Below are 25,611 nucleotides of genomic sequence, written 5' to 3'. Positions count from 1 at the left end.
GAACCATCCGCCCTTGTCCCCCGGGGCATGTGGTTCGGCGGCGCGGGTGTCGGCGGGATTTCGGGACGTCGCTGGCAGGTTTCCGCTTTGTGGCCGTATTAGACGGGCAGGGTCACCAGTGCGGAAAGGCCGCCCTCTTCCCGGTTGCGGATGGTAAGGTCGCCGCCATGCGCGCGCGCCACCGCGCGGGCACTGGCCAGGCCCAGACCGATGCCACCGGTGTCGCGGTTGCGCGAACGTTCGCCGCGGAAGAAGGGCTCGAACACGCGCTCCAGGTCTTCCGGCGGCACGCCGGGCCCATCGTCACGCACCTCGATCAGCGCCTGGCCATCGGCCTCGGCCAGCGAGACTTCGGCGCTGCCGGCATATTTGAGCGCGTTGGTGACGAGATTGTTGAGCATCGCCTTGAGCGCCGGCGAATTGCCCTCGATCACCACCGGATCGCCCGGCGCGAGCGTCACCGATGCGCCGCGATCGCTCATGTCGTCGGTCACCGTCTCGGCGAGCGAGCGCAGGTCGAGCGGCTTGCGCACACCCTGCTTGGTCGTGTCGCGCAGATAGCTCAGCGTCGCGGAGATCATCGCTTCCATGTCGCGAATGTCGCCCTCGCACGCCTGACGCAACGCGTCGGGCGCTGCCTCGAGCCGTAGTCCGAGCCGCATCAGGGGCGTGCGCAGATCGTGCGCGACCGCGCCGACCACGGTCGCGCGATCGTCGACATAGCGATTGAGCCGGGCCTGCATCCGGTTGAACGCCGCCGCGGCATCGGCGATTTCCATCGGTCCCTCGATCGCGATCGGCGCGGCGCGAGGGTCGCGGCCGAGCCGTTCGGCGGCCTCGGCAAAGGCGCCGATCGGCTTGGCGATGCGATGCGCGAGGGCCCAGGCAAAGGGCGCGACCGCTGCGGCGGACAGGATCAGCCACCACAGCACGAACAGCCGCCACGGCTCGAAGCTGTGGTTCGAATCGATCAGGGTCCACTGCCCGTCGTCCCGGCGGAATGCCGCGGAGAAATCGCCGATTATCACCACGGCCCGCGCCGCCTGATCGCTGGCCGGCGGAACGGCGCGCGGCACGCTGGCGCGATCATAGATCTTCTCGCGCTGCATGAACGGCGTGGGGAAGCCGATCCGCACCCGTTCCACCGGCACCTGCAGCGCCTTGGCCAGCGCGAGCTCGATGCGCTCGCTCCGGGGGTTCCAGGGCGTCGGCTCGACATCTGCCGGGTGGGATATCAGGAAATCGCCGTCCGGATCGCCGATGCCGCGCATCGCGTTGGCGATCTGCCCGACGCTGTAGACCTTGGTCGAAGGCGCCTGCACCGCGATCAGCAGGCCGAGATTCATCAGCTGCGTTATCGCCACGCAGGCAACCATCAGGACGAAGACGCGCAGGAACAACGGAGACCCCGCCCCCCCGCGTCGCGGTGTCACGCGCGCACCACCTTGGGCACGAACAGATAGCCTTCATTGCGCACGGTGCGGATGATTTCGTCCCCGCCCGAGCGCAGCTTGCGGCGCAGGCGGCTCACCTGCACGTCGATCGCCCGGTCATAGGCGTCCGAATCCGGGCCCCGGGCCGCGGCCAGCAGCGCCTCGCGGCTCAGCACCCGGCGCGGGCGCTCGATAAACACGCGCAGCACCGCGAACTCGCCATCGGTGAGACCGACCAGCACGCCATTGGGATCGAACAGCTCATGGCTGCCGAGATCGATGCGCCAGCCCTCGAAGACATAGACGTCGCCACTCTCATTCGTGGCGATCGCGCCGCGCTTGCGCAGCGCCGCGCGCACCGTGGCGAGGATTTCGCGCGGACTGCATGGCTTGGGAAGATAATGGCCGGCGCCGACCTCGAGGCCGAGAATCCGGTCCTGCTCCTCGCCAAGCGCGCTCAGGAAGATGATTTCCGGCCCATCGGCGCGCGCGATGCGGCGGCAGGCGGAAAGCCCGTCCTCGCCCGGCATCATGATGTCCAGGATCACGAGATCGACCGGCGTGCGCGCGAGGATCTGATCCATGTCGCGGGTGCTGGACGCGGTCTCGACCTTGTAGCCGCGCGAACCGAGGCTGTTCGCCAGCAGCATGCGGATATCGCGGTCGTCGTCTACGACGAGCAGGGTCGCCGAATCGTCCTTGGAAGTCACGGAAGCAAGCATGACCCCAGCTTCTACGACAAAATGCGTCTAGGGTGTTGCGCGAATTTGTAACAAGATTCACCCGAGCCTGGTCGCAATCGGGACTCCCCGTTTCAGGGTAAGCGTCACCGGCGTCTTCTCGGCGATTTCGGCAAGCCGGGCATTCTGCTCGGCATCGGTGCCCGTGATCGTCAGGATGCGCTCGATGTTGAGCGTCTCGCCCTGGCCGTGGAGGAACAGGGCCACCTCGACATGCTCCACCGGCCACCCCTTGCGCTCGGCATACATGCGCAGCGTGATCGCGGTGCACGCGCCCAGGCTGCCCAGCAGCAGCTCATAGGGCGCCGGCCCGGCATCGCCGCCGCCCCGCGCCTCGGGCTCGTCGGCGACGAGCCCGCGCTTGCCGAAGCTGATGTCGGTGGCATAGGGGGCGTCGCGCCCGATCCTGGCGATGGCATGGGTCATGCGGACAAGATTAGGGCACGGCGGCCGGCCCGTCATCCCCATTCCCGTCCCCATTCCCGTCCCGTCATCCCCGCGAAGGCGGGGATCCGGGGTCACAGGCGCTGTCCTTCCTGGCCCTGGATCCCCGCCTTCGCGGGGATGACGAAGAGAAGCAGCGGGATGACGAAGAGAAAGTGTCGGGAAGGCCCGCTCAGCTCTTCTGCCAGCCGCCGCCCAGGGCGCGGAACAGGTCCACCTGGGTCTCGGCGATGAAGGCGTCGGCCTGTGCCAGATCCGCCTCGGCATCGGCGAAGGTGCGTTCGGCGTCGAGCAGGGCGAGCGAATCGATATCGCCCTCGCGCTGGCGGGCGCGGGCGATGTTCACTGCCGCTTCCGCCTCGTTGCGCGCCGCCTGGAGCGCGGTGCGCCGCCCGAGCGCATGGCCATAGGCGGAAAGCGCCGTCTCGGTCTCCTGCAGCGCGTTCAGCACTGTGCCGTCGAACGTGGCGAGCGCGGCCTTCGTATCGGCCTCCGCCCCTGCCACCCGCGCCCGGGCCGGTCCCGGGTTCACCGCCCAGTTCAGCAGCCCGCCGACCAGCCAGCGCAGTGGGCCGGCGCCGAACACGTCGCCGAAATCGGTGCCGGTCGAGCCGCCCGACACGCCGAGCGTGATCCGCGGATAGAGGTCGGCGGTCGCCACGCCGATCCGCGCGGTGGCGGCGGCCAGGCGGCGCTCGGCGGCGCGGATGTCCGGCCGGCGCGCCAGCAGCGCGGCGCCGTCGCCGACCGGGATCGGCTGGCCGAGCCGCAAGGTGGTGCTGCGCTCGCCCGCCACCGCCGGCAAGTCGGCGGGGGTACGGCCGGTCAGCGTGGCGAGGCGGAACAGCGCGGCATCGCGCGCGGCCTGGAGCGCGGGCACCTCGGCCTGGCGCTGGTTGCGGAGCGCGCCGATCCGGGCCGTGTCGAGCCGGGTGGCCAGGCCCACGCCGCGGCGGCGCTCGGTCAGCTCGATCGACTGGTCGAGCAGCTTGACGATATGCTCGGCGACGCCCAGCCGCTCGGCCGACGAGGCCGCATCGGCATAGGCACGCGCAGTCTCCGCCGCCACGATCACGCGGACCGCGTCGGCATCCGCCTCGGCCGCGCCGACATCGCCGCGCGCGGCTTCGGTGCCGCGGCTCAGCCGGCCGAACAGATCGGCCTCGTAGCTGACGCTCAGCCCGGCATCGACCTGCCAGTCCTCGCGCGGAGCGCCGGGCAGGCGCTGGGCCGCGGGCAGGCGGCCATAATTGGCGCCGGCGCTCAGGCTGGCCTGGGGCAGCTGGTTGGCCTTGGCGCCGCGCAGCGTCGCGCGGGCCTTTTCGATCCGCGCCACCGCGACGCGGATATCGGTGTTGGCGGCCAGCGCGTCGGCGACGAGCTGGTCGAGCACCGGATCATTGTAGAGCCGCCACCAGTCGCCCTGCACGGGCGCTGCGGTCACCGCGGGATTGGCCGCCACGAAATTGCCGGCCGCCGTCTGGGGCGGCGTGGGCGCGACATAGTTCGGACCGGCGGCGCAGGCGGCGAGCGCCAGGGCCGAAGCGGTTGCGAGGAAAATCTTGTACGTCATTTCACTTCCTCCTGCCCGTCATCCCGGCGAAAGCCGGGATCTCAGGCGATGGCGGGAAAAGAGCCGCCCGAGACCCCGGCTTTCGCCGGGGCGACGGTTGGTTATTCGGCAGGCTGCAGCGCCGGCGCGTGGCCACCTTCGTCGTGCGCCTTGCGGTTGCCGCGCATCTTCGCGATGCGATCGCCGAGCGCGCGGCAGACGACATAGAAGGTCGGCGTGAAGAGCAGGCCGAACGCAGTCACGCCCATCATCCCGAAGAACACCGCGGTGCCCAGCGCCTGGCGGAGCTCCGCACCCGCCCCGCTCGCGATCAGCAGCGGCACGGCGCCGAGGATGAAGGCGAACGAAGTCATCAGGATCGGCCGCAGGCGGTCACGCGCGGCACGCACCGCGGCCTCCACCGGCGACAGCCCGTCCTGCACCTCTGCCTGGTGAGCGAACTCGACCACGAGGATCGCGTTCTTGGCAGCGAGCGCGATCAGCACGACCAGGCCGATCTGCGTGAGCACATTATTGTCCATGCCCCGCAGATTCACCCCGGCCATGGCCGCGAGCAGACACATCGGCACGATCAGGATGATCGCCAGCGGCATGGTCAGGCTCTCATATTGCGCCGCCAGCACCAGGAAGACGAACACCACCGCCAGCGCGAAGACGAGCCCGGCCGTGCTGCCGGCCATCTTCTGCTGGAAGGCGATGCCGGTCCATTCCGCGCCATAGCCCGGAGGCAGCTCGCTCGCGAGCTTCTCCATCGTGTCGAGCGAGGCGCCCGAGCTGTAGCCCGGTGCGGTATCGCCATCCACTTCCACCGCCGGGAACAGGTTGTAGCGCGTCACGCGGTACGGGCCGGTCTTGTTCTCGAAGGTCGAGACCGAACCGATCGGCACCATCGCGCCCGAGTTCGAGCGGGTCTTGAGGTTGGCGATGTCCGCCTCGGTCGCCCGGAACGGCGCATCGGCCTGCGCGGTCACGCGATAGGTGCGGCCGAGCATGTTGAAGTCGTTCACAAAGGCCGAGCCGAGATAGACGTTCAGCGCCTCGAACACCCGCTCCGGCGGCACGCCCAGCATGTCCGCCTTGCGCCGGTCGATATCGGCGAAGACGCGCGGGGTGGCCGTGTTGAAGAAGGTGTAGATCTGCTTCAGCCCGGGAGTCTGGTTGGCCTGGCCGATCAGCCCGAACGCGGTCTTGCCCAGTTCGTCATAGCCATGCTCGGCGCGGTCCTCGATCATCATCCGATAGCCACCGGCCGAGCCGATGCCCTGGATGACGGGCGGGGGGACGACGAGCAGCATCGCCTCGTTGATATCGGCGGTGCGCTTGCGCGCCTCGTTCATGATGCCGTCAAAGGTGACGCCGAGCTTCTTGCGCTCCTCGAAGGATTGCAGCGGCACATAGGCGGCGGCCGAGTTCGGGGCGAGCGTCTGCGACGGGCCGTCGAAGCCGGCGAGCATCACCGATCCCTTCACGCCCGGGATTGGCAGGATGCGGGCGACGACCTTGCGCATCACTTCGTCCGTCCGCTCGAGCGACGAGCCCGGCGGCAGCTGGATGACGGTGAGGAAATAGCCCTGGTCCTGCTGCGGGATGAAGCCCACCGGCGTGACCCAGAACATGCCGATCGTCGCGGCGATCAGGCCGACATAGGTGAGCATCATCCGCTTCGGCCGGGTGACCAGCACGCGCGTGAGCTTGGCATAGCCGACGCTCATCCGCTCGAAGCCGTTGTTGAACGCATCGGCGCCGCGGCGCACGATCCGGCCGATCGGCCCCCTGGGCTCGCTCTCATGATGGCTGAGCAGCACCGCGGCCATTGCCGGCGACAGCGTCAGCGAGACCAGCAGCGAGATCGCGGTCGCCGCCGAGATCGTCACGGCGAACTGCTTGTAGAAGGCGCCCGACAGACCGTTGAGGAACAGGGTCGGCAGGAACACCGCGAGCAGCACCAGCACGATCGCGACGAGCGCGCCGGACACTTCGTCCATGGAAGTCCGCGCCGCCTGGAGCGGGGTCATGCCGCGCGCCAGGTTGCGCTCGACATTCTCGACCACGACGATCGCGTCGTCGACGACGATGCCGATGGCGAGGACGAGGCCGAACAGCGAGAGGTTGTTGAGCGAGTAGCCGAGCGGCAGCAGCACCGCCATCGTGCCGATCAGCGAGACCGGGATGGCCAGCACCGGGATGATCGCCGCGCGCCACTTCTGGAGGAAGACGATCACCACCAGCACGACGAGCAGGATCGCCTCGCCCAGCGTGTGATAGACGGCGTCGATCGACTGCGAGATGAACTCGGTCGGGTTGTAGATGACGCGATATTCCAATCCCTTGGGGAAGTTCTTGGACATCAGCTTCAACTGGTCCTGCACCGCATTGGCAGCAGCCAGGGCGTTGGAGCCCGGGCGCTGGAAGACGGCGAGGATCACGGTCGGCTTGTTGGAGAGATAGGTGTTGGACGAATAGTCCGCCGCGCCCAGCTCCACGCGCGCCACGTCGCTCACGCGCACCTGGTGCCCATCGGCATCGGTGCGGATCACCACCTGGCCGAACTGTGCGGGGTCCTTCAGGCGTCCCTGCGTCTCGATGTTGAGCTGGAAGGCGTTGCCGGTGGGCGTGCTGCCCGGCTGGCCGAGCGTGCCGGCGGCAACCTGGACGTTCTGCGCGCGCAGTGCCTGGACGATATCGCCCGCGGTCAGGTTGAGCGCGGCGGCGCGGCCCGGATCGATCCATACGCGCATCGCATAGTCGCGCGCGCCGAACATGCGCACGTCGCCCACGCCTTCGACACGGGCTAGGCGGTCCTTCACCTGGGTCAGCGCATAGTTGGAGATATACTCCCGATCGACCGAGTTGTCCGGCGAGATCAGGTTCACCACCAGCAGGAAGTCCGGCGTGGTCTTGCGCGTCACGACGCCCAGGCGCTGCACCTCTTCGGGCAGGCGCGGGATCGCGACGGCGACGCGGTTCTGCACCAGCACCTGCGCGGAATCGAGGTTGGTCCCCGACTTGAACGTGACGGTGATGGTGACGTTGCCGTCGCCGGTCGACTGCGACGACTGGTAGAGCATGTCGTCGACGCCGTTGATCTCCTGCTCGATCGGCGCGGCGACCGTCTCGGCGACGGTCTCGGCCGAGGCGCCGGGATAGGAGGCGGTGACCGTCACCGTCGGCGGGACGATGTCGGGATATTGGGAAATCGGCAGCGCCAGATAGGCGATCGCGCCGATGATCGTGATCACGACCGCGATGACCGCCGCGAAGATCGGGCGCGTGATGAAGAACCGCGAGAGGCGCATGGGGCCACTCCTCGAAAAAAGAGGTCTGAACGAAGAAAGTGTCAGCCGCCGGACCCTGGGGAGATCCGGCGGCTGACGGTCAACGGGCGAAGGTAGCTTCGCCCGTCACCGGCGCCGTGAGGGCCGGCGCCTGACTGGTTGCGGTCGGCGCGATCTTGCCGGGCTTCGGGTCCACCTTGCCGCCGGGGGCCGCGAACTGCGTGCCCGAGATCACCACCTTGTCCTGGGCGGTCAGGCCCGAGCGGACGATGCGCAGGCCGTCGACCACCGGGCCGAGCACCACCGGCTTCGGCGCGACGGTGCCGTCCTTGCCGACAGTGAGCACGAGCTTGCGCGCCTGATCGGTCTGGATCGCGGTATCGGGCACCATCAGCGCCTGGGTGGTGCCGCCGGCCGAGAGGCGCATGTTGCCGAACATGCCGGGCGTCAGGAACATGCCCGGATTGCTCAGCACCGCGCGCCCACGGATCGTGCCCGACTTGGGGTCGAGGCCGTTATCGGTGAAGTCGAGCTTGCCCTTCCACTTATAGTCGGTCTCGTCCTGCAGGCGGATCTCCACCGGCGAGGCCTGGGCGCCGGTTTCCCGCGCGCGCTTGGTCTTGAGGAACAGCGCCTCCGAACCGTCGAACGTGAAGTAGATCGGGTCGAGCGCGTTGATCGTGGTCAGCAGCGAACCGCCCTGCCCCTCGCCGGCGGCCACCAGGTTGCCCGGATCGACGCGGCGATCCGAGATGCGGCCGGCGATCGGCGCGCGCACCTGCGTGAACTCCATGTCGAGCGCGCGGCTGCGCACCCGGGCCTGGGCCGCGGACACCGCCGCGCCGGCGGCGCGGACCCGGGCCTGGAGCCGCTCGACATCGCTCTTCGACACCGCCTCGACCGACACCAGCCGCTCGGCGCGGCCAAGGTCGGAACGAGCGAGCGCGAGATCGCTCTCGGCGCTGGCCAGCCCGGCCCGCGCCTCGGCGAGCGCGGCGGCGAAGGGGCGCTGGTCGATGGTGAAGAGCAGCTGGCCCTTCTGCACGATCGCGCCGTCGGTGAAGTGGACGCCGGTGATCGCGCCCGAGACGCGCGGACGCACCTCGACTGCGCGGCTCGGCTCGAAGCGGCCGACATAATCGTCCCACTCGTTGACGTCGCGGACCAGCGGGCTGGCGACCGTCACCACCGGGGGCGGCGGCGCGGCCATCGCCGCGGGCGCGTCCTTGCTGGCGATGCTGAGCCCGGCGGCGACGAGCACCACCGGCAGCGCGACGAGGCTGCCGCGCTGCCACAACGGCATGCGGCGGAGGCGCTCCGAGACGCCCGGCTTGTTGTCGCCCGTCTCGGATTCGATGCGCGTGATCATGTTCATTGGAATCGCTTCCCCTGATTCAGGGCTGCCCGGCCGCGGCTGATGGAGGCGAGCAGCGTTTCATATTGCTCGGGCGTGAAGCCCGCTTCGTGGAAGGCGCGGATCTCGTGGCGCGGCACGGCATAGCCCTTGTGCCAGGCGAGCACGGAGACGCGGCGGAGCGCCTCGAGTTTCTGGTCCGCGAGTTTCGGATTGGACACCTCGCCCCCGAAGATCACGCCCAGCGCCACCGCGAGGCGGCCCGGCTTCTCCAGGCTCGAGAGCCGGTCGTGCTGCGCGATCGCGACGACCTGCCATTCGAGCGCGGAAAAGCCGCTGACCGGGAGAACATCGGCGGGCACCGCGATCGGGCTGCCCTGGAGCGCGGCGAAGTTGAGATATGCCATGATCGTCTCCTCCTGCTTGTTGCCCGGCGGAAGGCAAAAGCCTCCCCGTGCCGCGCGGAACCCGTTTCCGCCGGCATTTCCGGTCATCCCCAACCGGCACGAGACGAGGCTTTCGCGCAGACGCACGTGTCTGCGGCGCACCGTCCCGGTCCTGTCTAAATTCTGCGCTGCTGGAGTAATGGCTCGGGGTATCGGCCCCGTGTCGTCGCTTCGGCAGCTTCCCTCATTCTATACTGACTGGTATAGAAATCGTGCTGCGTTGCGTCAAGAGCATTTTTATACCGGCCGGTACTTTTTGTCGAGACGGGTGAGAAAAAACTTTCCGGGGCCCTCAAATCCCTCCCCGAGCTTGCCTCGGGGAGGGGGACCGCCGCCAAAGGCGGTGGTGGAGGGGCGGCGGTGAAACCGCCGTCTTCGACGGCGGCCCCTCCACCATTGCGGCGCAATGGTCCCCCTCCCCCAGCAAGCTGGGGGAGGAATTGAACAGCCTATTTGCTCGGCCAACAGGCCAGGCTGGTGTCGATCAGCGCCTTGAGATCGGCACAGGAAGTGCCGCCACCCGCCTGGAGCGCGATGCCCTGGAGCAGCGCGGTCAGATAGGCGGTGAGCCCGATCACATCGGTATCGGGGGGCAGATCGCCCTCGTCCTTGGCGCGCTCGAACCGATCGATCAGCCCCTGCTTCACGATCGCACCGCGCTTGAGCACCTCGGCGCGGATCGACTCCGCCTCGGCCCCGCAGGCCACCGAGTTGATCACGCCCATGCAACCCTTGGGATCGCACGAACTCATCTGCATCTCGAGCGCGCCGATCAGCAGCCGCTCGGCGACGCCGCGCGCGGTCGGCGCATCCAGCGCCTTGCCCATATAGTCGAGCTTCTCGCGCTGATAGAGGTCGAGCGTCTTCCTGAAGAGCGCTTCCTTGTTGCCGAACGCCGCGTAGAGGCTTGGCCGGGTGATGCCCATCGCCTCGGTGAGGTCACTCAGCGAAGCGCCTTCATAGCCCTTGCTCCAGAAGACGCGCAGCGCCGCGGTCAACGCCGAATCGGTGTCGAATTCGCGGGGTCGCCCCTTGGCGACGGCACAGGCGGTGATTTCCATAATGACCGGTACATAATGTTGATGGACCCAAAAGTCCAATGCCTTGCGGCGCCTCTGCGTTCCACCCCCGTTAACCACTGTATTTTCACGGGTGTGAACTTGCCGGTCAGTGGGATTACGCGCTGCATATGGTTAAATCCACTCGACTCACCAGTTGGCGAGGCCATGGGGCGACTCCAGCGCAAGTTGCCGGCACGTTACACTCGCATTTCCGCAGATCTGTCGAATTGACCGGCGAGATGATCGCGGGGCTCCCGCGCAGTTCTTGGACGGTCGTGGCATCGCGCCACCCGCGACAACGATACCCCCTACGCCGCCAGTGCCATTTATACGCTCGCCCAGTTTACACCAAAATGGAGTAATTTGAATGGATGGCCAGCGCCTGGTGCACATCATCGATGATGAGGACAGCGTCCGGAACTCGATCGGGTTCATGCTGCGGACGACGGGCTATGCCGTGCGCCTGTGGCCCTCGGGTGCGGCATTCCTTCGTGAGCTGCGCGGAATCGAGCCGGGCTGTATCCTGCTCGACATCCGCATGCCCGAGATCGACGGGCTGCAGGTGCAGCAGCAGATCAACGAACGCGGCGCCGCCATGCCCGTGATCGTCCTCACCGGGCATGGCGATGTGGCGATCGCCGTGAAGGCGATGCGCGGGGGCGCGATCGACTTTCTCGAAAAGCCGTTCGAGGCCGATCGGCTGCTCGGCGCGATCGACAAGGCCTTCGAGCGCATGCGCGAGTCGAACGGCACCTCGCGCACCGACGCGGCCCGCACCCAGCTCGCCAACCTCTCCGCCCGCGAGCGCGAGGTGCTGGAGGGGCTCGCGGCGGGCTTCCCCAACAAGACCATCGCCTATGATCTCGGCATCTCGCCACGGACGGTGGAAGTGCACCGCGCCAATCTGATGCAGAAGCTCGGTGCGCGCAGCCTCTCGGAAGCGCTGCGCGTCACCTTCATCGCCGAGATGGGCGAGATCCAGCGCCCATAGCCGTCAGAACCAGCCAGAGGTCTCGCCCAGCATCAGGATGCCCGCGGCGATGAACAGCACCGCGGCGATGCCGTGCACCAGCCGCAGCGGCACGCGCCTGAGCAGGGCGTTGCCGAGGAACACCGCCGGCACGTTGGCGAGCATCATGCCCAGGGTGGTGCCCGCGGTGACCGCCCACACATTGTGGAACTTCGCGCCCAGCGCCACCGTGGCGAGCTGGGTCTTGTCCCCCATCTCGACCAGGAAGAAGGCGATGGCGGTGGTGACGAAGGCACCGAAGCGGGCCGGCTTGTCCTCCAGATCGTCGATCTTGTCGGGGATCAGCGTCCACAGCCCCATGGCGATGAACGAGGCGGCGATCAGGTAGCGGAACCAGTTGCCCTGGAGCAGCGCGGCGGCTTCCGAGCCCACCAGGGCGGCGAGGAAATGATTGGCCAAGGTCGCGACCAGGATGCCGAGGATGATCGGCACCGGCTTCTTGAAGCGGGTGGCGAGCAGGATGGCGAGCAGCTGGGTCTTGTCGCCGATCTCGGCGAGCGCGACGAGCGCGGTGGAACTGAGCAGGGCTTCCAAGGGACATACTCCGGGCCGGACGGAGACGAAATCCAACGACATCGCATCTCCCCGCCCGGCAAGAGCGGAGATGCGACGCCATTGGTCTCGCCCGAACGGTGACCCGTCCCTCCCGCGCCATGGCCTCTCGGCCAAGTATGTTGACGCGGGAGCCCGCGCATCGGCGCGGCTGGCTACTCCCCAAATAGCGAGTTGCTGCCGAGGCAGCACATGCGGGGCCCTAGGGCAGGTACCCGCGGAAATCCAGCATTTTGTGGTTCAGCGCGCCAGGCTGAGCAGGGGATTCTCCGCCGCGGGCGCCGCGTCCGGCTCGCCGCGCAGCGAAGCGAGCAGCTCGCCGATCGAGCGTATCGGCGTCGAATCGAGGAAGCGGCTGCCCCAGTCGCGCGCCAGCGCCGCGGCATCGGCGCCCGTATCCGCCAGGATCGAGGGAAAGGCGATGCGCAGGCGCGGCCCGGCGAACAACTGCTCGGGCGAGGCCGTCACCGCCGATCCCAGCGGCCGCACGAACACAGCGCCGGCCACCTTCTCGACATAGGAAGCCGGCGAGAGCCGCGCCCACCAGGTCACCGCGAAGCAGCCGATGCCGTGCGCGACCAGGATCACCGGGCGCTCCGTCAGGCGCACTGCCTCGTCGAGCCGGGCAGCCCACAGATTGCGCCCGCCCCCGCCAAGCTCGATGATCTGCCCGGCATGCGCGAGCAGGTTGCGATCGGGACGGTCGGCGCGATCATAGATGGTCAGTGTCGGAAGCGACGGATCGAAGAGGCCATTCTCGGGCATTCGCTTATCTCCCTTTCCGGGCGGTAAGGCACGCTCAACGAGTCGCCAGCCTATTCCTACTCTGCCACTATGCAATCGCCCCTGCGCCAGGATGTTTTCCCGGCGCGCCGAAACAATCGCCCCCTCTGTGACTCTCCCGTGTCCGAATATTGCAGAAAGTTCATCTTACGGAGAACTGTCGGCCACCCGGGCGGGTGCAGTCTCGCCTCTCCACAAGCAGGAGAGTGCCAATGTTCAGGAAGTTGATGATCGCCGGAGCCTCGCTCGCGATGCTCGCCGCGGCGACGCCTTCGATTGCAGCGGCGCCGTGCCGCGATGCGCATGGCAAGTTCATGAAGTGCCCCACCAAGCCCGCGGCCATGCCCGCCAAGCCCGCGACCGCGGCCAAGCCTGCAGCCATGCCCGCCAAGCACACGGCCACGCCCGTCAAGGCGACTCACTGCAAGGATGCCAAGGGCAAGTTCGTGAAGTGCGGCACGGCGGGCGCCAAGCCGGCCTGACCCGTCCCCGGGCCTGGCCGCCTCCCTCTGGCCGGGCCCGGATCCTTTCCTACCAGCAACTCCGAAGCCGGCGGCAACCCGCCGGCTTCTCGTTCGTCAGCCCCACGCGCGCGCGATCCGGCTTCGTCGCAATAGGCACCATCTCGGTCGCTTAACGGAGGAAGCTGCCCCCCGCTCCCCGCAGCGTGCCCCCTGCGCCCGTGCTTCAATCGTGAAGACGGCGCAGCGAGCGGGCGGGCTGCCGGGCGACATCCTGGACGATCGGGTCGGCGAAATTTCCCAAGCGAAATGGCCAGAGCGCGATGCAGCCCCGCCGCGCGAGCGAAAGAGGGAGTGGTCCGCAACGCGAGAAGCCTGAGCGACAGGCTCTCGCCGCGGCCCACAAGCAAAAGGGCTGACAATGATAAATCGAACGAGGACCATGACTCGCCTGTTGCGAGGCTCGACGGCGCTTTGCGGCGCCCTGCTGATCGCCGTACCGGCCTTGGCGCAGGAAGCCGCCCCGGCCGCGGCACCCGCACAGGATATGGCCGCCGCCGCGCCGACCGCGGCCGCGCAGGAAGCGCCCGGCGACTCGATCGTCGTCACCGGCTCGCTGATCCGGCGCACCGACACCGAGACGCCGTCGCCGGTCACCGTGCTCTCGGCCGAGACGCTGGAGCAGCGCGGCCTGAACACTGTCACCGAAGCGGTGCAGCGCCTGTCGGCGGGCAATGCCGGCACGATCACCCAGGGCTGGAACGCGGGCGGCAATTTCGCCGCGGGCGCCAGCGCGATCTCGCTGCGCGGCCTCACCGTGCAGGCGACGCTGACGCTCTTCGACGGCCTGCGCATGGCGCCCTATCCGCTCGCGGACGACGGCCAGCGCAACTTCGTCGACATGAACACCATCCCGAACGCGATCATCGAGCGGATCGACGTGCTGAAGGACGGCGCCTCGTCGACCTATGGCGCCGATGCCGTCGCCGGCGTGATCAACGTGATCACCAAGAAGGAGATCAAGGGGCTCCACGCCAATGTCTCGGCCGGCATCTCGCAGCGCGGCGATGCGGGCGAGCGCCGTGCGGACCTGACCTGGGGCTATGGCGACCTGAACGAGCAGGGCTTCAACGTCTATGTCAGCGGCGAGTATATGAAGCAGGACCCGCTCTGGGCGCGCGACCGCGACTATCCGTTCAACACCAAGGACTGGAGCCGGATCTGCAACGCGGGCGGCGCCTGCATGCACAATCTGACCTGGAACGGCGTCAGCCCCGACGGGACCGTCAACGGCTTATCCTCCGTTCCCGGTGTCGCGCTGGTTCGTCCGGTTACGACTCCCGGCAGCGCCGTCGGCTCGGGACGCTATTCCTACGTCGCCACGTCGAACCCCTGCGGCCGCTGGACGCCGTACCAGCTCTCGGCCGCGCAGATCGCGCAGGCGACCACCGCGCCGGCAAGCGGCCTGGTCTGCCAGGGTGACCCGGCGGAATATCTGATGCTGCTACCGGACGTGGAGCGCTTCGGCGTGTCCACTCGCTTCACCGCCAATATCGGCGAATCGCACCAGCTCTACGCGCAGGCGAACTATTACAAGTCGAGCGTCGTCGGAACCGCGGTGCCGCACAGCCTGGCCGGCACGCCGCCGGATCCCAGCTCGGTGGGCACCTACAGCGTGATCCTGCCGATCTATGTCTGCGCTTCCGGCAGAGGCACGCCCAACGGGCTGAACACCGGCTGCAACGCCACCAACGGCGTGCTCAACCCGCAAAATCCCTATGCCGCGGCCGGCCAGACCGCGCAGCTCTTCTTCCGGACCGATCGCGCGCGCAGGGACGAGGCGATCTCGCGTGCGCTGCGCGGCACGATCGGCCTGTCCGGCCAGATCGCCGGCTTCGACTATTCGGCGAGCTTCGTCGCCGCCAACTCCAAGCTCACCCGCACCCAGTACAACTATGTGAAGGCGCAGCGGGTGATGGACGTGCTTGCGCGCGGCACGTTCAACTTCACCAACCCGTCGGCGAATCCGCAAAGCGTCTGGGATTATATCATGCCGGACAACACCACGGTGTCGAACTCGGACCTGTGGCAGGCGACCGCGAACCTGTCGCGGCATGTGCTCGACCTGCCGGGCGGCGGCGTCGATGCGGCGGGCGGCCTTGCCTATCGCTATGAATCGATCATCGCGCCGAGCGCCAATCCCGGCAACGAAACCAGCCCCTGGGACCGCTACTACAACATCAACGCGGTCGGCACCTCGGGCAGCCGCAAGGTCTTCTCGGCCTTTGGCGAAATCCAGGCGTCGGCGCTCGACAAGATCGAGCTCAACCTGTCGGGCCGCTACGATTCCTATTCCAGCGGGCAGAAGAATTTCTCGCCCAAGGTCGGTGCGAAGTTCACGCCGATCCGTGCTGTCGCGCTGCGCGGCACCTGGTCGAAGGGCTTCCGTATCCCGAGTTTCAACGAGGCCTATGGCACGCCGACCACCGGCTTCGTCTCGCGCGGCGGCGGCACGTTCTGCCAGACCTATGCGGCATTCTGCGCGGCGCATGGCAACAACGTCTATGCCACGCAGCAATTCTCGCTGGGCCTCACCAATGTGGGCAACCCCGCGCTACGGCCGGAGAAATCGGAAAATCTCACCGCCGGTCTGATCTTCGAGCCGATCCGCGGGCTGAGCTTCACGCTCGATTTCTGGCGGATCAAGGTCAAGGACCAGATCGTCGGCGTGAACAACACCGCGCCGGTGGTCGATGCCTATTATCGCAACAACGGCGTCGTGAACATTCCGGGCATTACCGTCCGCCCCGGCGTCATCGATCCGGCCAATCCGAACGCGCTGCCGCATATCGGCTCCATCCAGGCCCTCTATGCCAATGCCAACCGGCAGGTCGTCCAGGGCGTCGACGCCAGCCTCAATGCCAACCTGAAGCTGACCGAGGGCGTGCGCTGGATCAGTTCGTTCGAGGCATCCTACCTCGACAAGAACCATCTCACGCTGGTCGATCCGCTCACCGGCGAAACGCAGCCGCCGCAGCGCTATGAGGACACGCTCAGCCCGTGCAACAACACTTCATGCTCGGGCTCGCCGCGCTGGCGCGCCAGCTGGCAGAACACGCTGCAGTTCGGCGGCACCAGCGTGACGGCCACTGCCTATTACACGGCCGGCTATCACGTATCGCAGGTCGATCTGGGCGCCACGCCGTTCGACTGCCAGAGCGCGATCGAGAATGGCACACAGACCTATGACGATGATTCGCCGGTACAATGCCGTTCGAAGGACATCTGGAACGTCGATCTCACCATCCAGCACCGGATCAACGACAATTTCGCCCTGTCGCTGAACGTGCTCAACCTGCTCGACACCAAGCCGCCCTTCGATGCGGACGCTGCCTATGGCGGCTTCGGCTACAACCCGGCCTGGGCCGGCCCGAACATCATGGGCCGCTATTTCCGCGTCGGCGCGAAGATCAACTTCTAGAACTGCCGAAAGAGGCCAACTCCGGGGGAGCGGCATTGCCGTTCCCCCTTTTTCACCTTCAGCGCGAAGCCATGGCCGCGCTTTCCGCTAATGCGATTGACTCGCAATATACCATTCCCTAACGAGCCCGCCACACGGGTGTTTCAAAGGGGATCCGCGATGAAATCCTTCTTCCGCAGCGCGCTGCTCGCCGGCGCCATGCCCCTGTCCGTCCGGGCCGCGGAGCCGCGCGAGGAAGCGGATGGGGATGGGCGCCGCAACGAAGCCATCGGCACCCGCACGCTCCTTTTCGCATACTGATCCGGGACGCACGCATGGCGGGGGCAGCACGACAACGCGCCGGGTGGCGCTACCGCGCCAATGTCGCGGCGCGCGCTGCGGCGGGAACGGTCGGCGCCTATGCAGTCGCCGCCCTGTTCGCCGCGGCGCTGGCGCGCATGCTGCCGATGCCGAAGGTTGAGGCGATCATGCCGGCAACGCTGCTCGCTTTCCTCGTCGGGCCGGCAGTCACCCTCTGGGCGTTCCTCGCCCGTGGCCCCTGGCGCGCCTGGGCGGGAGTGATCCTGCTTGCCGCGCTCTTCGCCGCGATCGGCTGGCTCGCGGGCGCACCGGCATGAGCGCCGTCCGCGATGGCGCACGCCAGGTCATGGCGTGGCTGCACGGCTGGACCGGGCTGCTGCTCGGCTGGGTATTGTTCGTCATGTGCCTCGCCGGCACGCTCAGCGTGTTCAAGCCGGAGATCGGCCAGTGGATGCGCCCGGAGACTCGCGCCATCGCCGACCCTGCCGACGCCGTGCAGGCGGCGACCGACTGGCTGGCGCGGAACACCAACGGCTCGACCGGCTGGTACCTCACCGCCCCGAGCGCCCGGACCAACACGGTCGAGGCCGCCTATGACAGCGACGGCAACTTCGTCTATCGCGCGCTCGATCCGGCGAGCGGCGCCCCGGCCCCGCGCGAGACGCTGGGCGGCGAGTTCTTCTATCGCCTCCATTTCGAGCTGGAGCTGCCCTATCCCTGGGGGCGGCTGCTCGCCTCGATCGCGGCGATGGCCATGCTGGTCGCGCTGATCACCGGGATCATCGCGCATCGCCGCATCTTCAAGGACTATTTCACCTTCCGCCCGGCCAAGGGGCAGCGCTCCTGGCTCGACGGGCACAATGCGCTGGGCGTGCTGGCCACGCCCTTCCATCTGATGATCACCTTCACCGGGCTGGTCACGCTCGCCTCGCTCAACATGCCCTGGGCCATGTCCGCCACCTATGGCAAGGATCTGGCGGCGGTGTACCATGATCTTGCGCCCGGCGTGGCGGAACGGCCAAGGGCGAACGCGCCCGCGCCGCTGGCCCCGATCGCCCCGATGCTGCATGAGGCGCAGCGCCGGCTCGGCGGCACGATCGGCCGCGTCTATGTGATCAACCCGGGCGACAAGGCCGCAGTGGTCACCATATTCCGCTCGGATGCCGACCAGCTCGGCTTCACGCCGGCCGAGATCAGCTTCGACGGCGCCACTGGCAGGCCGCTCCGCGCCTGGCGGGAGAATCGCGGCGCGGTCCAGACCTATAATGTCGTCTACGGCCTCCACATGGCCCGCTTCGCCTCGATCGCGACTCGCTGGCTCTATTTCCTGGGTGGCGCGATGCTCACCCTGGCGATCGCGACGGGCCTGGTCCTGTGGATCGTCAAGCGCCGCGAGCGGGCGCCGCTCTCGCTCGGCAATCGCGTGCTCGAGCGATTGAACGCCGGCGTGCTGGCCGGGGTGCCGCTGGGCTGCGCCACCTATCTCCTCGCCAATCGCCTGTTGCCGCTCGGCCTTGCCGGCCGCGCCGAGCTGGAAATCTCGGCGGCGCTGTGGACCGCCGCCGCCGCGCTGGCGATCGGCGTCGCGCTGCCGCCGCGCTGGGCCTGGCCGCTGCTCATCGGCGCGACGGCGCTCGCCTGCGCGCTCGCGGCGCTCATCGGCCTTGCGATGAGCGTCATGTCGGCAGTGCTGCTCGCCGTCGCCGCCGCGCTTGCCCTGCTCGCCGCGAAACAGCTGGGCGGCCCGAAGCAGCGCCCGGAGCGCAGGCGGCGCACGGCATGACGATGGCGGTCGCCGGCCTGCTCTATCTCGGCATGTTCGCGCTCGCCGCCGGCATGTCGCGCCACGCCGATCCCCTGCTCGGGCCGCGGGCGAAGCACGCCGCGCTCCGACATCCGGCCCGCCATGGCTGGACGCTGGTCGCGCTCTCCTTCCTGGTCGCCTGCCTCGCGGGCGATGGCGGCCGCGCGCTGGTGCTGTGGTTAGGGCTGATCCCCTTTGTCAGCGCGATCATCCTGCTGGGGCTAACCTATCGCCCGGCCGTGCCGCGCGCCATGGTGCCCGTCGCGATGCTGATGGTGCTGCTCGCGCCCTTCACCTGGGCCGTGAACCCATGAACCGGAAATGGTCGAGATGGGTGGCAAGCGGTCCCCCGCTGGCTGCAGGAATCGTTCGTGAAATGCCAGATTTCAGGAAGCCGTTTTGCGATGGAGACGCTTCAGATCCGCCAAGGTTTGCGGCCATGTCGGAGATCCTAGCATCCTCGCGACAACCGATCGCGTAAAATTAGATATTGCTCATTAGATGTATCGGAAAATGCTTCATCCCGATCGGAAGGCAGATCAGCGTAAAATACCGCCTGAGGAAATTGACTCGCGGAGAAATCGTAGCGCTCGCCATCGATGATATTGTAAAAGTGCCACGCCCCATCGACTTCAGTTTTCACAATTTCGCCACCCAGCATGCCCTGAACTACAAGTGCCGTCACACTGCACTGTCCGCGCGCCGGGTTGTCGGATAGCCATTTACTCGACGTTTCGATGGACCATGCGCGTTCCAGCGCAGATTGAAGGGCAGCAAAATCAGACATCGGTACCGAGCTTAGCCATTCGGCCTGCCGCCGCCAACTTCCTCGCCATGTTCCAGCGCACCTCACTGCGCCCGTGGCTCCGCGCTAAGAGCACCACCTAGGCGAGCACGGCCTTGCCGCGCAGCAGCGCTCCGGCGATCTCGACGATCTCGACGGGATCGAACGGCTTGCCGATCGCCGGCACCTCGGCGAACCCTTCGGGCAGATGGTCGCGGCCATAGCCGCTGACAAAGGCGAAGGGCACGCCCCCAGCATCGAGCGCGGCCGCGATCGCCTCGACGCTGGCGCCCTGCAGATTCCCGTCGAGCAGCGCCCCGTCGATCCGCCCGTCGGCGATGATCGCCCGGGCATGCTCGGCGGTCGCCGCCGGGCCGATTACCTCGACTCCGGCATCGGCGAGGATCGCGCCGAGCTCGAGCGCGACCAGCGGCTCGTCCTCGATGATCGCGAAGCGCTTGCCGACGATCGATGCCGCCGCCGCGGCCGCGCCCCTGGCCCAGCCACCTTCCTCGCGAACCGGGCGATCCGCCGGCAGCTCGGCCGCACCGCCGGCATGCGGGAGAGTCAGGATCCAGCGCAGCCCTTCCGGCGCGAAGCTGGCCACCGCCGATCCGCCCTCCGCCTTGAGGCTGCGTTCGATCAGGGCCGTGCCGAAGCCGCGCCGGCTCGGCGCCGCCACCGCCGGGCCGCCGCTCTCGGCCCATTCGAGCTCAAGCATCGTTCCCCGCAGCCGCCATTCCAGCCGCACCCGCCCGGCCTCGTTCGAGAGCCCGCCATATTTGTTGGCATTGGTGCCGAGCTCGTGGAGCACCAGGGCGAGGTGCAGCGCCGGCTCGGGCGACAGCTCGATCTCGGGCCCGGCGAAGCTCAGGCGCTGGGGGTCGATCGTGCCCAGCTGGAGCTGCCCCTCGATCAGCTCGCGCAGCCTGGCGCCTTGCCAGGTGGTGGCGCTGAGCAGCGAATGGGCGCGGGCCAGCGCATGGATGCGGCCGATGAAGGTCGGCGCGAAATCGGAAGGGCCGGCCGAATGGCGCAATGTCTGCGTCGCGATCGCCTGGACCGAGGCGAGCGTGTTCTTCACCCGGTGGTTGAGCTCGCCGATCAGCAGCCGCTGCGTCGCCTCGGCGCGCTTGCGCTCGGTCACGTCGAGGATCTGGACGCTGACCGAGACCAGCCGGTCACCTTCGAACAGCGCCGAGCAATAGCATTCGCAGTCGAGCAGGGTCCCGCCCTTGTCGTTGGCGCGCAGCGTCTCGACGCGGCGCAGCTCGTGCCCCTCGACCATTTGCCCCAGTACCAGCTCGACCGCCGCGCCATTGGCGGGATCGAGCCAGTCGAGCTTCGCGGCGCGCCGGCCCAGCACTTCGCCCGCGCTCCAGCCGAACAGCCGCTCGGCACCGTTCGACCAGCCGATCACCCGGAGATCGGCATCGAACTCGACGATGGCGAGCGGGCTGTTGTCGCTATGCGCCTGGATCCGGCCGAGCGCCGCGGCCAGCTGGTCGCGCTGGCGGGCGATCTCGAGCCGCTGGCGCGCCAGCTCGACGAAGATGTCCACCTTGTTGCGCACGATCTGCGGGTCGACCGGCTTGAACAGATAGTCGACCGCGCCCGCCTCATATCCCCGGAACCGCCGCCGCTCGTCGGTCGCCACCGCCGTCACGAAGATGATCGGGATCCGGCGCGTCCGCTCCGTCCCGCGCATCAGCTCGGCGAGCTCATAGCCGTCCATCCCCGGCATCTGCACGTCGAGCAGGGCAAGCGCGACTTCGTGCCGGAGCAGCAGCTCGAGCGCCGCCGGGCCGGAGGGCGCCTTCAGGACTTCCACCCCGTCGCCGCGGAGCAGCGCGTCCATCGCGATCAGGTTCTTCTCGACATCGTCGACGACGAGGATCTTCACGGCTTCAGGCTGCGGCATGGTCGACCTCCACAGCTATCGGCAGGATGTTGCGCCGGTATATCTTCTCCTGCGACACGAAGTCGGCAAAGGCGTCGGCATGGGTGGAGAAGCGCAGATTCTCCTTCGCGCCCAGCCCCAGGAAGCCGCCGCGCACCAGGCTCTGCCCGAACAGGCCGAGCGCACGATCCTGCAGCGCCCGATCGAAATAGATCAGCACGTTGCGGCTCGACACGAGATGCGCCTCGGCAAAGACCTGATCGGTCGCGAGATTATGCTCGGCGAACACCGCCCGGGCGCGCAGGCTCTTGTCGAACACCGCCCGGCCATAGCCCGCGGTATAATGGTCGGAGAGCGATCCCCTGCCGCCCGATGCGCGGTGGTTCTCGGTGAACAGCGCGATGCGGTCGAGCGCATAGACGCCCGCCTCCGCCCGCTCCAGCGCGGCGGGGCTGATGTCGGTGCAATAGAAGATCGTCCGCTCCTCCAGCCCCTCCTCGCGGAACAGGATGGCGAGCGAGTAGAATTCCTCGCCATTGGCGCAGCCGGCGATCCACACCTTGAGCGACGGGAAAGTGCGCAGATGCGGCACCACCTGCTCGCGGAGCGCGCGGAAATAGGCGGGGTCGCGGAACATCTCGCTCACCTGGATGGTGAGATAGCCCATCAGCTCGGCGAACAGCGCCGGCTCGCGCAGCAGCCGGCCCTGCAGCTGCGACAGGGTGTCGCAGCCGAAGCGCGACTGCGCCCGCTCCAGCCGCCGCCGCAGCGAGCCGCGCGAATAGCCGCGAAAATCATGATGGTAGCGCCGCCAGATCGCCTCGAGCAGCAGCTCGAGCTCCAGCGCGTCCACCGGATCCGCGGCGTCGCTCATCGCGGCATCCACACCCGGACGAGGCTGAGCAGCTTGTCGACGTCGAGCGGCTTGGCGAGATAGTCGTTCGCACCCGCCGCGATGCAGTCCTGCTGGTCGCGCGCCATCGCCTTGGCGGTGAGCGCGATCACCGGCAGCCCGCGCCATTCCGGCCGCCCGCGAATCTCGCGGGTGGCGGCGATCCCGTCCATCTCGGGCATCATCACGTCCATCAGCACCAGCTCGACCGGGGCGCCCCCGCCTTGCGCCGCGTCGAGCGCCGCCAGCGCCTCGATCCCGTTGCGCGCGATCTGCACCTTCGCGCCATGCGGCTCGAAGATCGAAGTGAGCGCATAGACGTTGCGGATATCGTCCTCGACGACGAGGATGTGCCGCCCGTCCAGCGCGGCGTCGCGCTTCAGCGCCTGGCTGAGGATCGCCTGCTGCTGCTCGGGCAGGTCCGACACCACCTGGTGCAGGAACAGCGTCACTTCGTCGAGCAGCCGCTCGGGCGACTTCGCGCCCTTGACGATGATCGACTTGGAATAGCGCCGCAGCCGCAGCTCCTCGTCGGCCGAAAGGTCGCGCCCGGTATAGACGATCACCGGCGGGAAGCCGACGCTCTCGTCCAGGCTGAGCTGCTCGAGCAGGTCGAGCCCCGGCATGTCGGGCAGGTTGAGGTCGAGCACCATGCAGTCGAACGTCTCGTTGCCGAGCCGCTCCAGTGCCGCCGCGGCGCTATGCGCGTCGACGGTCTCGACATCGCGCGAGGCCAGCAGCAGCCGCACGCTCTCGGCCTGCTGCGCATCGTCCTCCACCACCAGCACCCGGCGCAGGCGGCGCGTCATATGCGCTTCCAGCCCCTCGAGCACGCCGACCAGCTGATCGCGCGGCACGGGCTTGAGCATATAGCCGATCGCGCCGCCGGCGAGCGCCACCTGGCTGTTGTCGTCGGCCGAGACGATGTGCACCGGGATGTGCCGCGTGCGCGGATCGCGCTTGATCCGGTCGAGCACCGACAGGCCGGTATGGTCGGGCAGCCCGATGTCGAGGATCACCGCATTGGGCAGATATTGCCGCGCCATCAGCGCGCCCTCGTCGGCGGTGCCCGCGATCAGGCAGTCGAACCCCAGCTCGTGCGCCAGCTCGTACAGGATGCGCGCGAAGGCGGGATCGTCCTCGACGACGAGCAGCACCCGGCTGTCCCCGCTGAGCTTCTCGCGATCATCGGCCAGTTCGGCGGCGCGCGGGGCACGCCTGGGCGCGGCCGCCGGGGCGGCTGCGGCGAGCAAAGGCGCCTCGGCCGGGCGCGCCGCCTCGACCAGTCCCGGATCATAGGCCTCGGGCAGCAGCAGCGTGAAGATGCTGCCCTTGCCGGCGCCGCTCTCCAGCCGGATCTCGCCGCCCAGCAGCCGCGCCAGCTCGCGCGAGATGGAGAGGCCCAGGCCCGTGCCGCCATATTTCCGGCTGATCGTGCCGTCCGCCTGGCGGAAGGCCTCGAAGATGATCTTCTGCTGGTCGGGCGCGATCCCCACGCCGGTGTCGCGCACCGCGAAGCTCAGCCGCCCGTCCGCCGCCCGGCCGACGCTCAGCGTCACTTCGCCCTTGCCGGTGAACTTCACTGCATTGGAGAGGAAGTTGCGGAGCACCTGCTCCAGCCGCTGCGGATCGGTCTCGATATCGCCGGGCGTGTCGGGCAGCGCCTCGCAGCGCAGCGCCAGCCCCTTGGCCTCCGCCGCCGGCGCGAAGCCCTGGCGGAGCTTCTCGAGCATCGGCGAGATCCGGATGCGGCGCGGCTGCAGCTCCAGCTTGCCCGCTTCGATCTTCGAGATGTCGAGCACGTCGTTGATCAGCGCGAGCAGATCGTTGCCCGACGTCTCGATCGTCTCCGCGTGCCGGATCTGCTCGCCGGTCATGTTGCCCGCGCGGTTCTCGGCGAGCAGCCGGGCCATGATCAGCAGCGAGTTGAGCGGCGTGCGCAGCTCGTGGCTCATATTGGCGAGGAATTCGGACTTGTAGCGGCTCGCCTGCTCCAGTTCGCGCGCCTGGCCGGCGAGCGAGGATTGCGCGCGCGCCAGGTCGTCGCGCTGCGCCTCCAGCGCCTGGGTCTGCTCCTCGAGCTGAGCGTTGCTTTCCTCCAGCTCGGCCTGCTGCACTTCCAGCCGCGCCTGTGATTCCTGGAGCGCGCGGGCCTGCGCCTCCAGTTCCTCGTTGCTCGATCGCAGTTCCTCGCCCTGCGCCTGCAGCTCCTCCGCCTGCGCCTGGGTCTCCTCGAGCAGTTCCTGGAGCTGCGCGCGATATTTGGCGGAGCGCACCGCGATGCCGAGCTGCTCCGCGATCCGCGCGAGCAGGTCCTGCGCCGCCGCCGGCATCGCGCCGCCGGCGAAGCCGAGCTCCACCACCGTATTGACCTGGCCGTCGATCCGGGCGGGCGCGATCAGCAGTTGCCCCGGCTTGGCCTGGCCGAGCGCCGAGCCGAAATAGAGATAGCCATCGGGCACGGGCGCCAGCGCGAAGCCTCGCCCGTCGGCGATCGCCTGGCCGAGCAGCCCGTCGCCCGGCGTCACGCGCTCGGGCACCGCGGCGCCGGCCGGCACGCCGTAGCTCGCCCGGCGCAGGAAGCCGTCGCCGTTGCGGATGAAGATCGCCCCCGCGGTCGCGCCCAGATATTCGGCGAGGAAGCGCAGCGCGTTCGCACCGAGCTGCTCGATCGCGAGGTCGCCGGCGATCGCCTGGCCCAGGCCGACCTGCCCGGCCTGAAGCCATTCCTCGCGGCGAACGGCCAGCCGGTTGCGGACGAACAGCACGCCGACGATGCCCAATGTCCAGGCGGTGAGCACGCCCAAGGTGCGATTGACTCGCGCGATGCTGGGGTCGACGCCGCTGCGGGCCAGCATGAAGCCGGTGATCGTCAGCACCGTCGCGACCAGCGCGACCGCGGCCGGCACCATCGGGCGCGGCGCCAGATAGGCGAAGACGATCGGCAGCAGGTAGATCACCCATACCGAGGTGCCGAGCGGCAGCTGGAGATCGGCGAGGAACGGCACCACGAGGAGAGCCGCGAGCACGCCATAGAGCAGCATTTCGTATTTCGCGCCGAACCGGTGGATCATCAAACCCCGTTCTCTAAGGCAAGCCCGAGAAATTACCGCCTTATTCCAACGGTATCCGGGGATCGCAACCAAGATCGGCGCCGAACGACACCGCCCGGCGCAACGTTCTGCACGCGGATTCGGTTCCGCGAAATGCGCAATTTACGGACAACGATCCGAATCGGGACGGCGATGGGTGGGACGCACGAGGCCCGACTTGGCGGGACGCCAAGCCGGCTGCGCTC

General features: G+C 68.1%; 21 protein-coding genes and 1 riboswitch. Of the genes, 7 read left to right on the top strand and 14 right to left on the bottom strand.

Annotated elements, in window-relative coordinates:
* Positions 1–98: 98 nt before the first annotated feature.
* The 8 genes from ACIQCS_RS00560 to ACIQCS_RS00525 all read right to left on the bottom strand — a co-directional run bounded on the left by ACIQCS_RS00560 (position 99) and on the right by ACIQCS_RS00525 (position 10,326).
* Positions 99–1,400 (bottom strand): ATP-binding protein, encoded by a 1,302-nt coding sequence (locus ACIQCS_RS00560; protein WP_345850400.1) that lies wholly within the window; start codon positions 1,398–1,400, stop codon positions 99–101.
* A 29-nt stretch (positions 1,401–1,429) separates the two neighbouring features.
* Positions 1,430–2,155 (bottom strand): response regulator, encoded by a 726-nt coding sequence (locus ACIQCS_RS00555; RefSeq protein ID WP_280279334.1) that lies wholly within the window; start codon positions 2,153–2,155, stop codon positions 1,430–1,432.
* 57 nt (positions 2,156–2,212) lie between these two features.
* On the bottom strand, positions 2,213–2,599 hold the full coding sequence (locus tag ACIQCS_RS00550; RefSeq protein ID WP_345850399.1) for an OsmC family protein: 387 nt from the start codon (positions 2,597–2,599) through the stop codon (positions 2,213–2,215).
* A 190-nt stretch (positions 2,600–2,789) separates the two neighbouring features.
* Positions 2,790–4,190 carry a TolC family protein gene (locus ACIQCS_RS00545; RefSeq protein WP_345850397.1) on the bottom strand — a complete coding sequence of 467 codons (1,401 nt, stop codon included), beginning with the start codon at positions 4,188–4,190 and terminating at the stop codon, positions 2,790–2,792.
* A 101-nt stretch (positions 4,191–4,291) separates the two neighbouring features.
* Positions 4,292–7,486, bottom strand: coding sequence for a multidrug efflux RND transporter permease subunit (locus ACIQCS_RS00540; protein ID WP_345850396.1), 3,195 nt, complete (start codon positions 7,484–7,486; stop codon positions 4,292–4,294).
* A gap of 79 nt (positions 7,487–7,565) precedes the next feature.
* Entirely contained in the window at positions 7,566–8,840 is a 1,275-nt protein-coding gene (locus ACIQCS_RS00535) for an efflux RND transporter periplasmic adaptor subunit (protein ID WP_345850395.1), read from the bottom strand.
* A complete protein-coding gene (locus ACIQCS_RS00530) occupies positions 8,837–9,226 on the bottom strand; it encodes a hypothetical protein (protein WP_280279339.1) in 390 nt (129 codons plus the stop codon). The genes ACIQCS_RS00535 and ACIQCS_RS00530 overlap by 4 nt, the downstream gene beginning before the upstream one ends.
* 488 nt (positions 9,227–9,714) lie before the next feature.
* Positions 9,715–10,326 (bottom strand): TetR/AcrR family transcriptional regulator, encoded by a 612-nt coding sequence (locus tag ACIQCS_RS00525; protein WP_345850394.1) that lies wholly within the window; start codon positions 10,324–10,326, stop codon positions 9,715–9,717.
* Positions 10,327–10,693: 367 nt separating this feature from the next.
* On the opposite strand from ACIQCS_RS00525, the gene ACIQCS_RS00520 reads away from it, so the two are divergent.
* On the top strand, positions 10,694–11,317 hold the full coding sequence (locus ACIQCS_RS00520; protein WP_345850393.1) for a response regulator: 624 nt from the start codon (positions 10,694–10,696) through the stop codon (positions 11,315–11,317).
* Between the two features lie 3 nt (positions 11,318–11,320).
* Here ACIQCS_RS00520 and ACIQCS_RS00515 read toward each other — a convergent pair whose 3' ends face one another.
* Both ACIQCS_RS00515 and ACIQCS_RS00510 read right to left on the bottom strand, forming a co-directional pair.
* The gene (locus ACIQCS_RS00515) at positions 11,321–11,890 is read right to left on the bottom strand and encodes a TMEM165/GDT1 family protein (protein ID WP_345850391.1); all 570 of its coding nucleotides are present in this window, start codon (positions 11,888–11,890) and stop codon (positions 11,321–11,323) included.
* A gap of 12 nt (positions 11,891–11,902) precedes the next feature.
* A riboswitch (yybP-ykoY riboswitch) is annotated at positions 11,903–12,085 on the bottom strand.
* 63 nt (positions 12,086–12,148) lie between these two features.
* A complete protein-coding gene (locus ACIQCS_RS00510; RefSeq protein WP_345850390.1) occupies positions 12,149–12,673 on the bottom strand; it encodes an alpha/beta hydrolase in 525 nt (174 codons plus the stop codon).
* Between the two features lie 230 nt (positions 12,674–12,903).
* Between ACIQCS_RS00510 and ACIQCS_RS00505 the strand changes: the two genes are divergently transcribed.
* The 6 genes from ACIQCS_RS00505 (at position 12,904) to ACIQCS_RS00480 (ending at position 19,051) form a co-directional block, all read left to right on the top strand.
* Positions 12,904–13,173, top strand: coding sequence for a hypothetical protein (locus tag ACIQCS_RS00505; protein ID WP_345850389.1), 270 nt, complete (start codon positions 12,904–12,906; stop codon positions 13,171–13,173).
* Positions 13,174–13,594: 421 nt separating this feature from the next.
* Complete coding sequence (locus ACIQCS_RS00500; RefSeq protein WP_401529776.1) at positions 13,595–16,633, top strand: TonB-dependent receptor domain-containing protein; 3,039 nt, start codon at positions 13,595–13,597, stop codon at positions 16,631–16,633.
* 159 nt (positions 16,634–16,792) lie between these two features.
* A complete protein-coding gene (locus ACIQCS_RS00495) occupies positions 16,793–16,933 on the top strand; it encodes a hypothetical protein (protein WP_345850387.1) in 141 nt (46 codons plus the stop codon).
* Between the two features lie 14 nt (positions 16,934–16,947).
* On the top strand, positions 16,948–17,250 hold the full coding sequence (locus ACIQCS_RS00490) for a DUF3649 domain-containing protein (protein ID WP_345850386.1): 303 nt from the start codon (positions 16,948–16,950) through the stop codon (positions 17,248–17,250).
* Positions 17,247–18,716, top strand: coding sequence for a PepSY-associated TM helix domain-containing protein (locus ACIQCS_RS00485; RefSeq protein WP_345850385.1), 1,470 nt, complete (start codon positions 17,247–17,249; stop codon positions 18,714–18,716). Before ACIQCS_RS00490 ends, ACIQCS_RS00485 begins: the two co-directional genes overlap by 4 nt.
* Positions 18,713–19,051, top strand: coding sequence for a DUF3325 family protein (locus ACIQCS_RS00480; protein ID WP_345850383.1), 339 nt, complete (start codon positions 18,713–18,715; stop codon positions 19,049–19,051). Before ACIQCS_RS00485 ends, ACIQCS_RS00480 begins: the two co-directional genes overlap by 4 nt.
* A gap of 137 nt (positions 19,052–19,188) precedes the next feature.
* On the opposite strand, the gene ACIQCS_RS00475 is transcribed toward ACIQCS_RS00480, so the two are convergent.
* The 4 genes from ACIQCS_RS00475 to ACIQCS_RS00460 form a co-directional block, all read right to left on the bottom strand.
* Positions 19,189–19,524, bottom strand: coding sequence for a hypothetical protein (locus tag ACIQCS_RS00475; RefSeq protein ID WP_345850382.1), 336 nt, complete (start codon positions 19,522–19,524; stop codon positions 19,189–19,191).
* Positions 19,525–19,621: 97 nt separating this feature from the next.
* Entirely contained in the window at positions 19,622–21,442 is a 1,821-nt protein-coding gene (locus ACIQCS_RS00470) for a response regulator (protein ID WP_345850381.1), read from the bottom strand.
* Positions 21,429–22,295 (bottom strand): CheR family methyltransferase, encoded by an 867-nt coding sequence (locus ACIQCS_RS00465; protein WP_401529771.1) that lies wholly within the window; start codon positions 22,293–22,295, stop codon positions 21,429–21,431. Before ACIQCS_RS00465 ends, ACIQCS_RS00470 begins: the two co-directional genes overlap by 14 nt.
* Positions 22,292–25,387, bottom strand: coding sequence for a response regulator (locus ACIQCS_RS00460; RefSeq protein ID WP_345850379.1), 3,096 nt, complete (start codon positions 25,385–25,387; stop codon positions 22,292–22,294). Before ACIQCS_RS00460 ends, ACIQCS_RS00465 begins: the two co-directional genes overlap by 4 nt.
* Positions 25,388–25,611: the final 224 nt, after the last annotated feature.

This window comes from Sphingomonas sp. NPDC092440, from assembly GCF_044754985.1.
Taxonomy (GTDB): Bacteria; Pseudomonadota; Alphaproteobacteria; order Sphingomonadales; family Sphingomonadaceae; genus Sphingomonas.
Note: the sequence above shows the minus strand (reverse complement) of the source record. Positions and strands in the feature narration are given on the sequence as shown.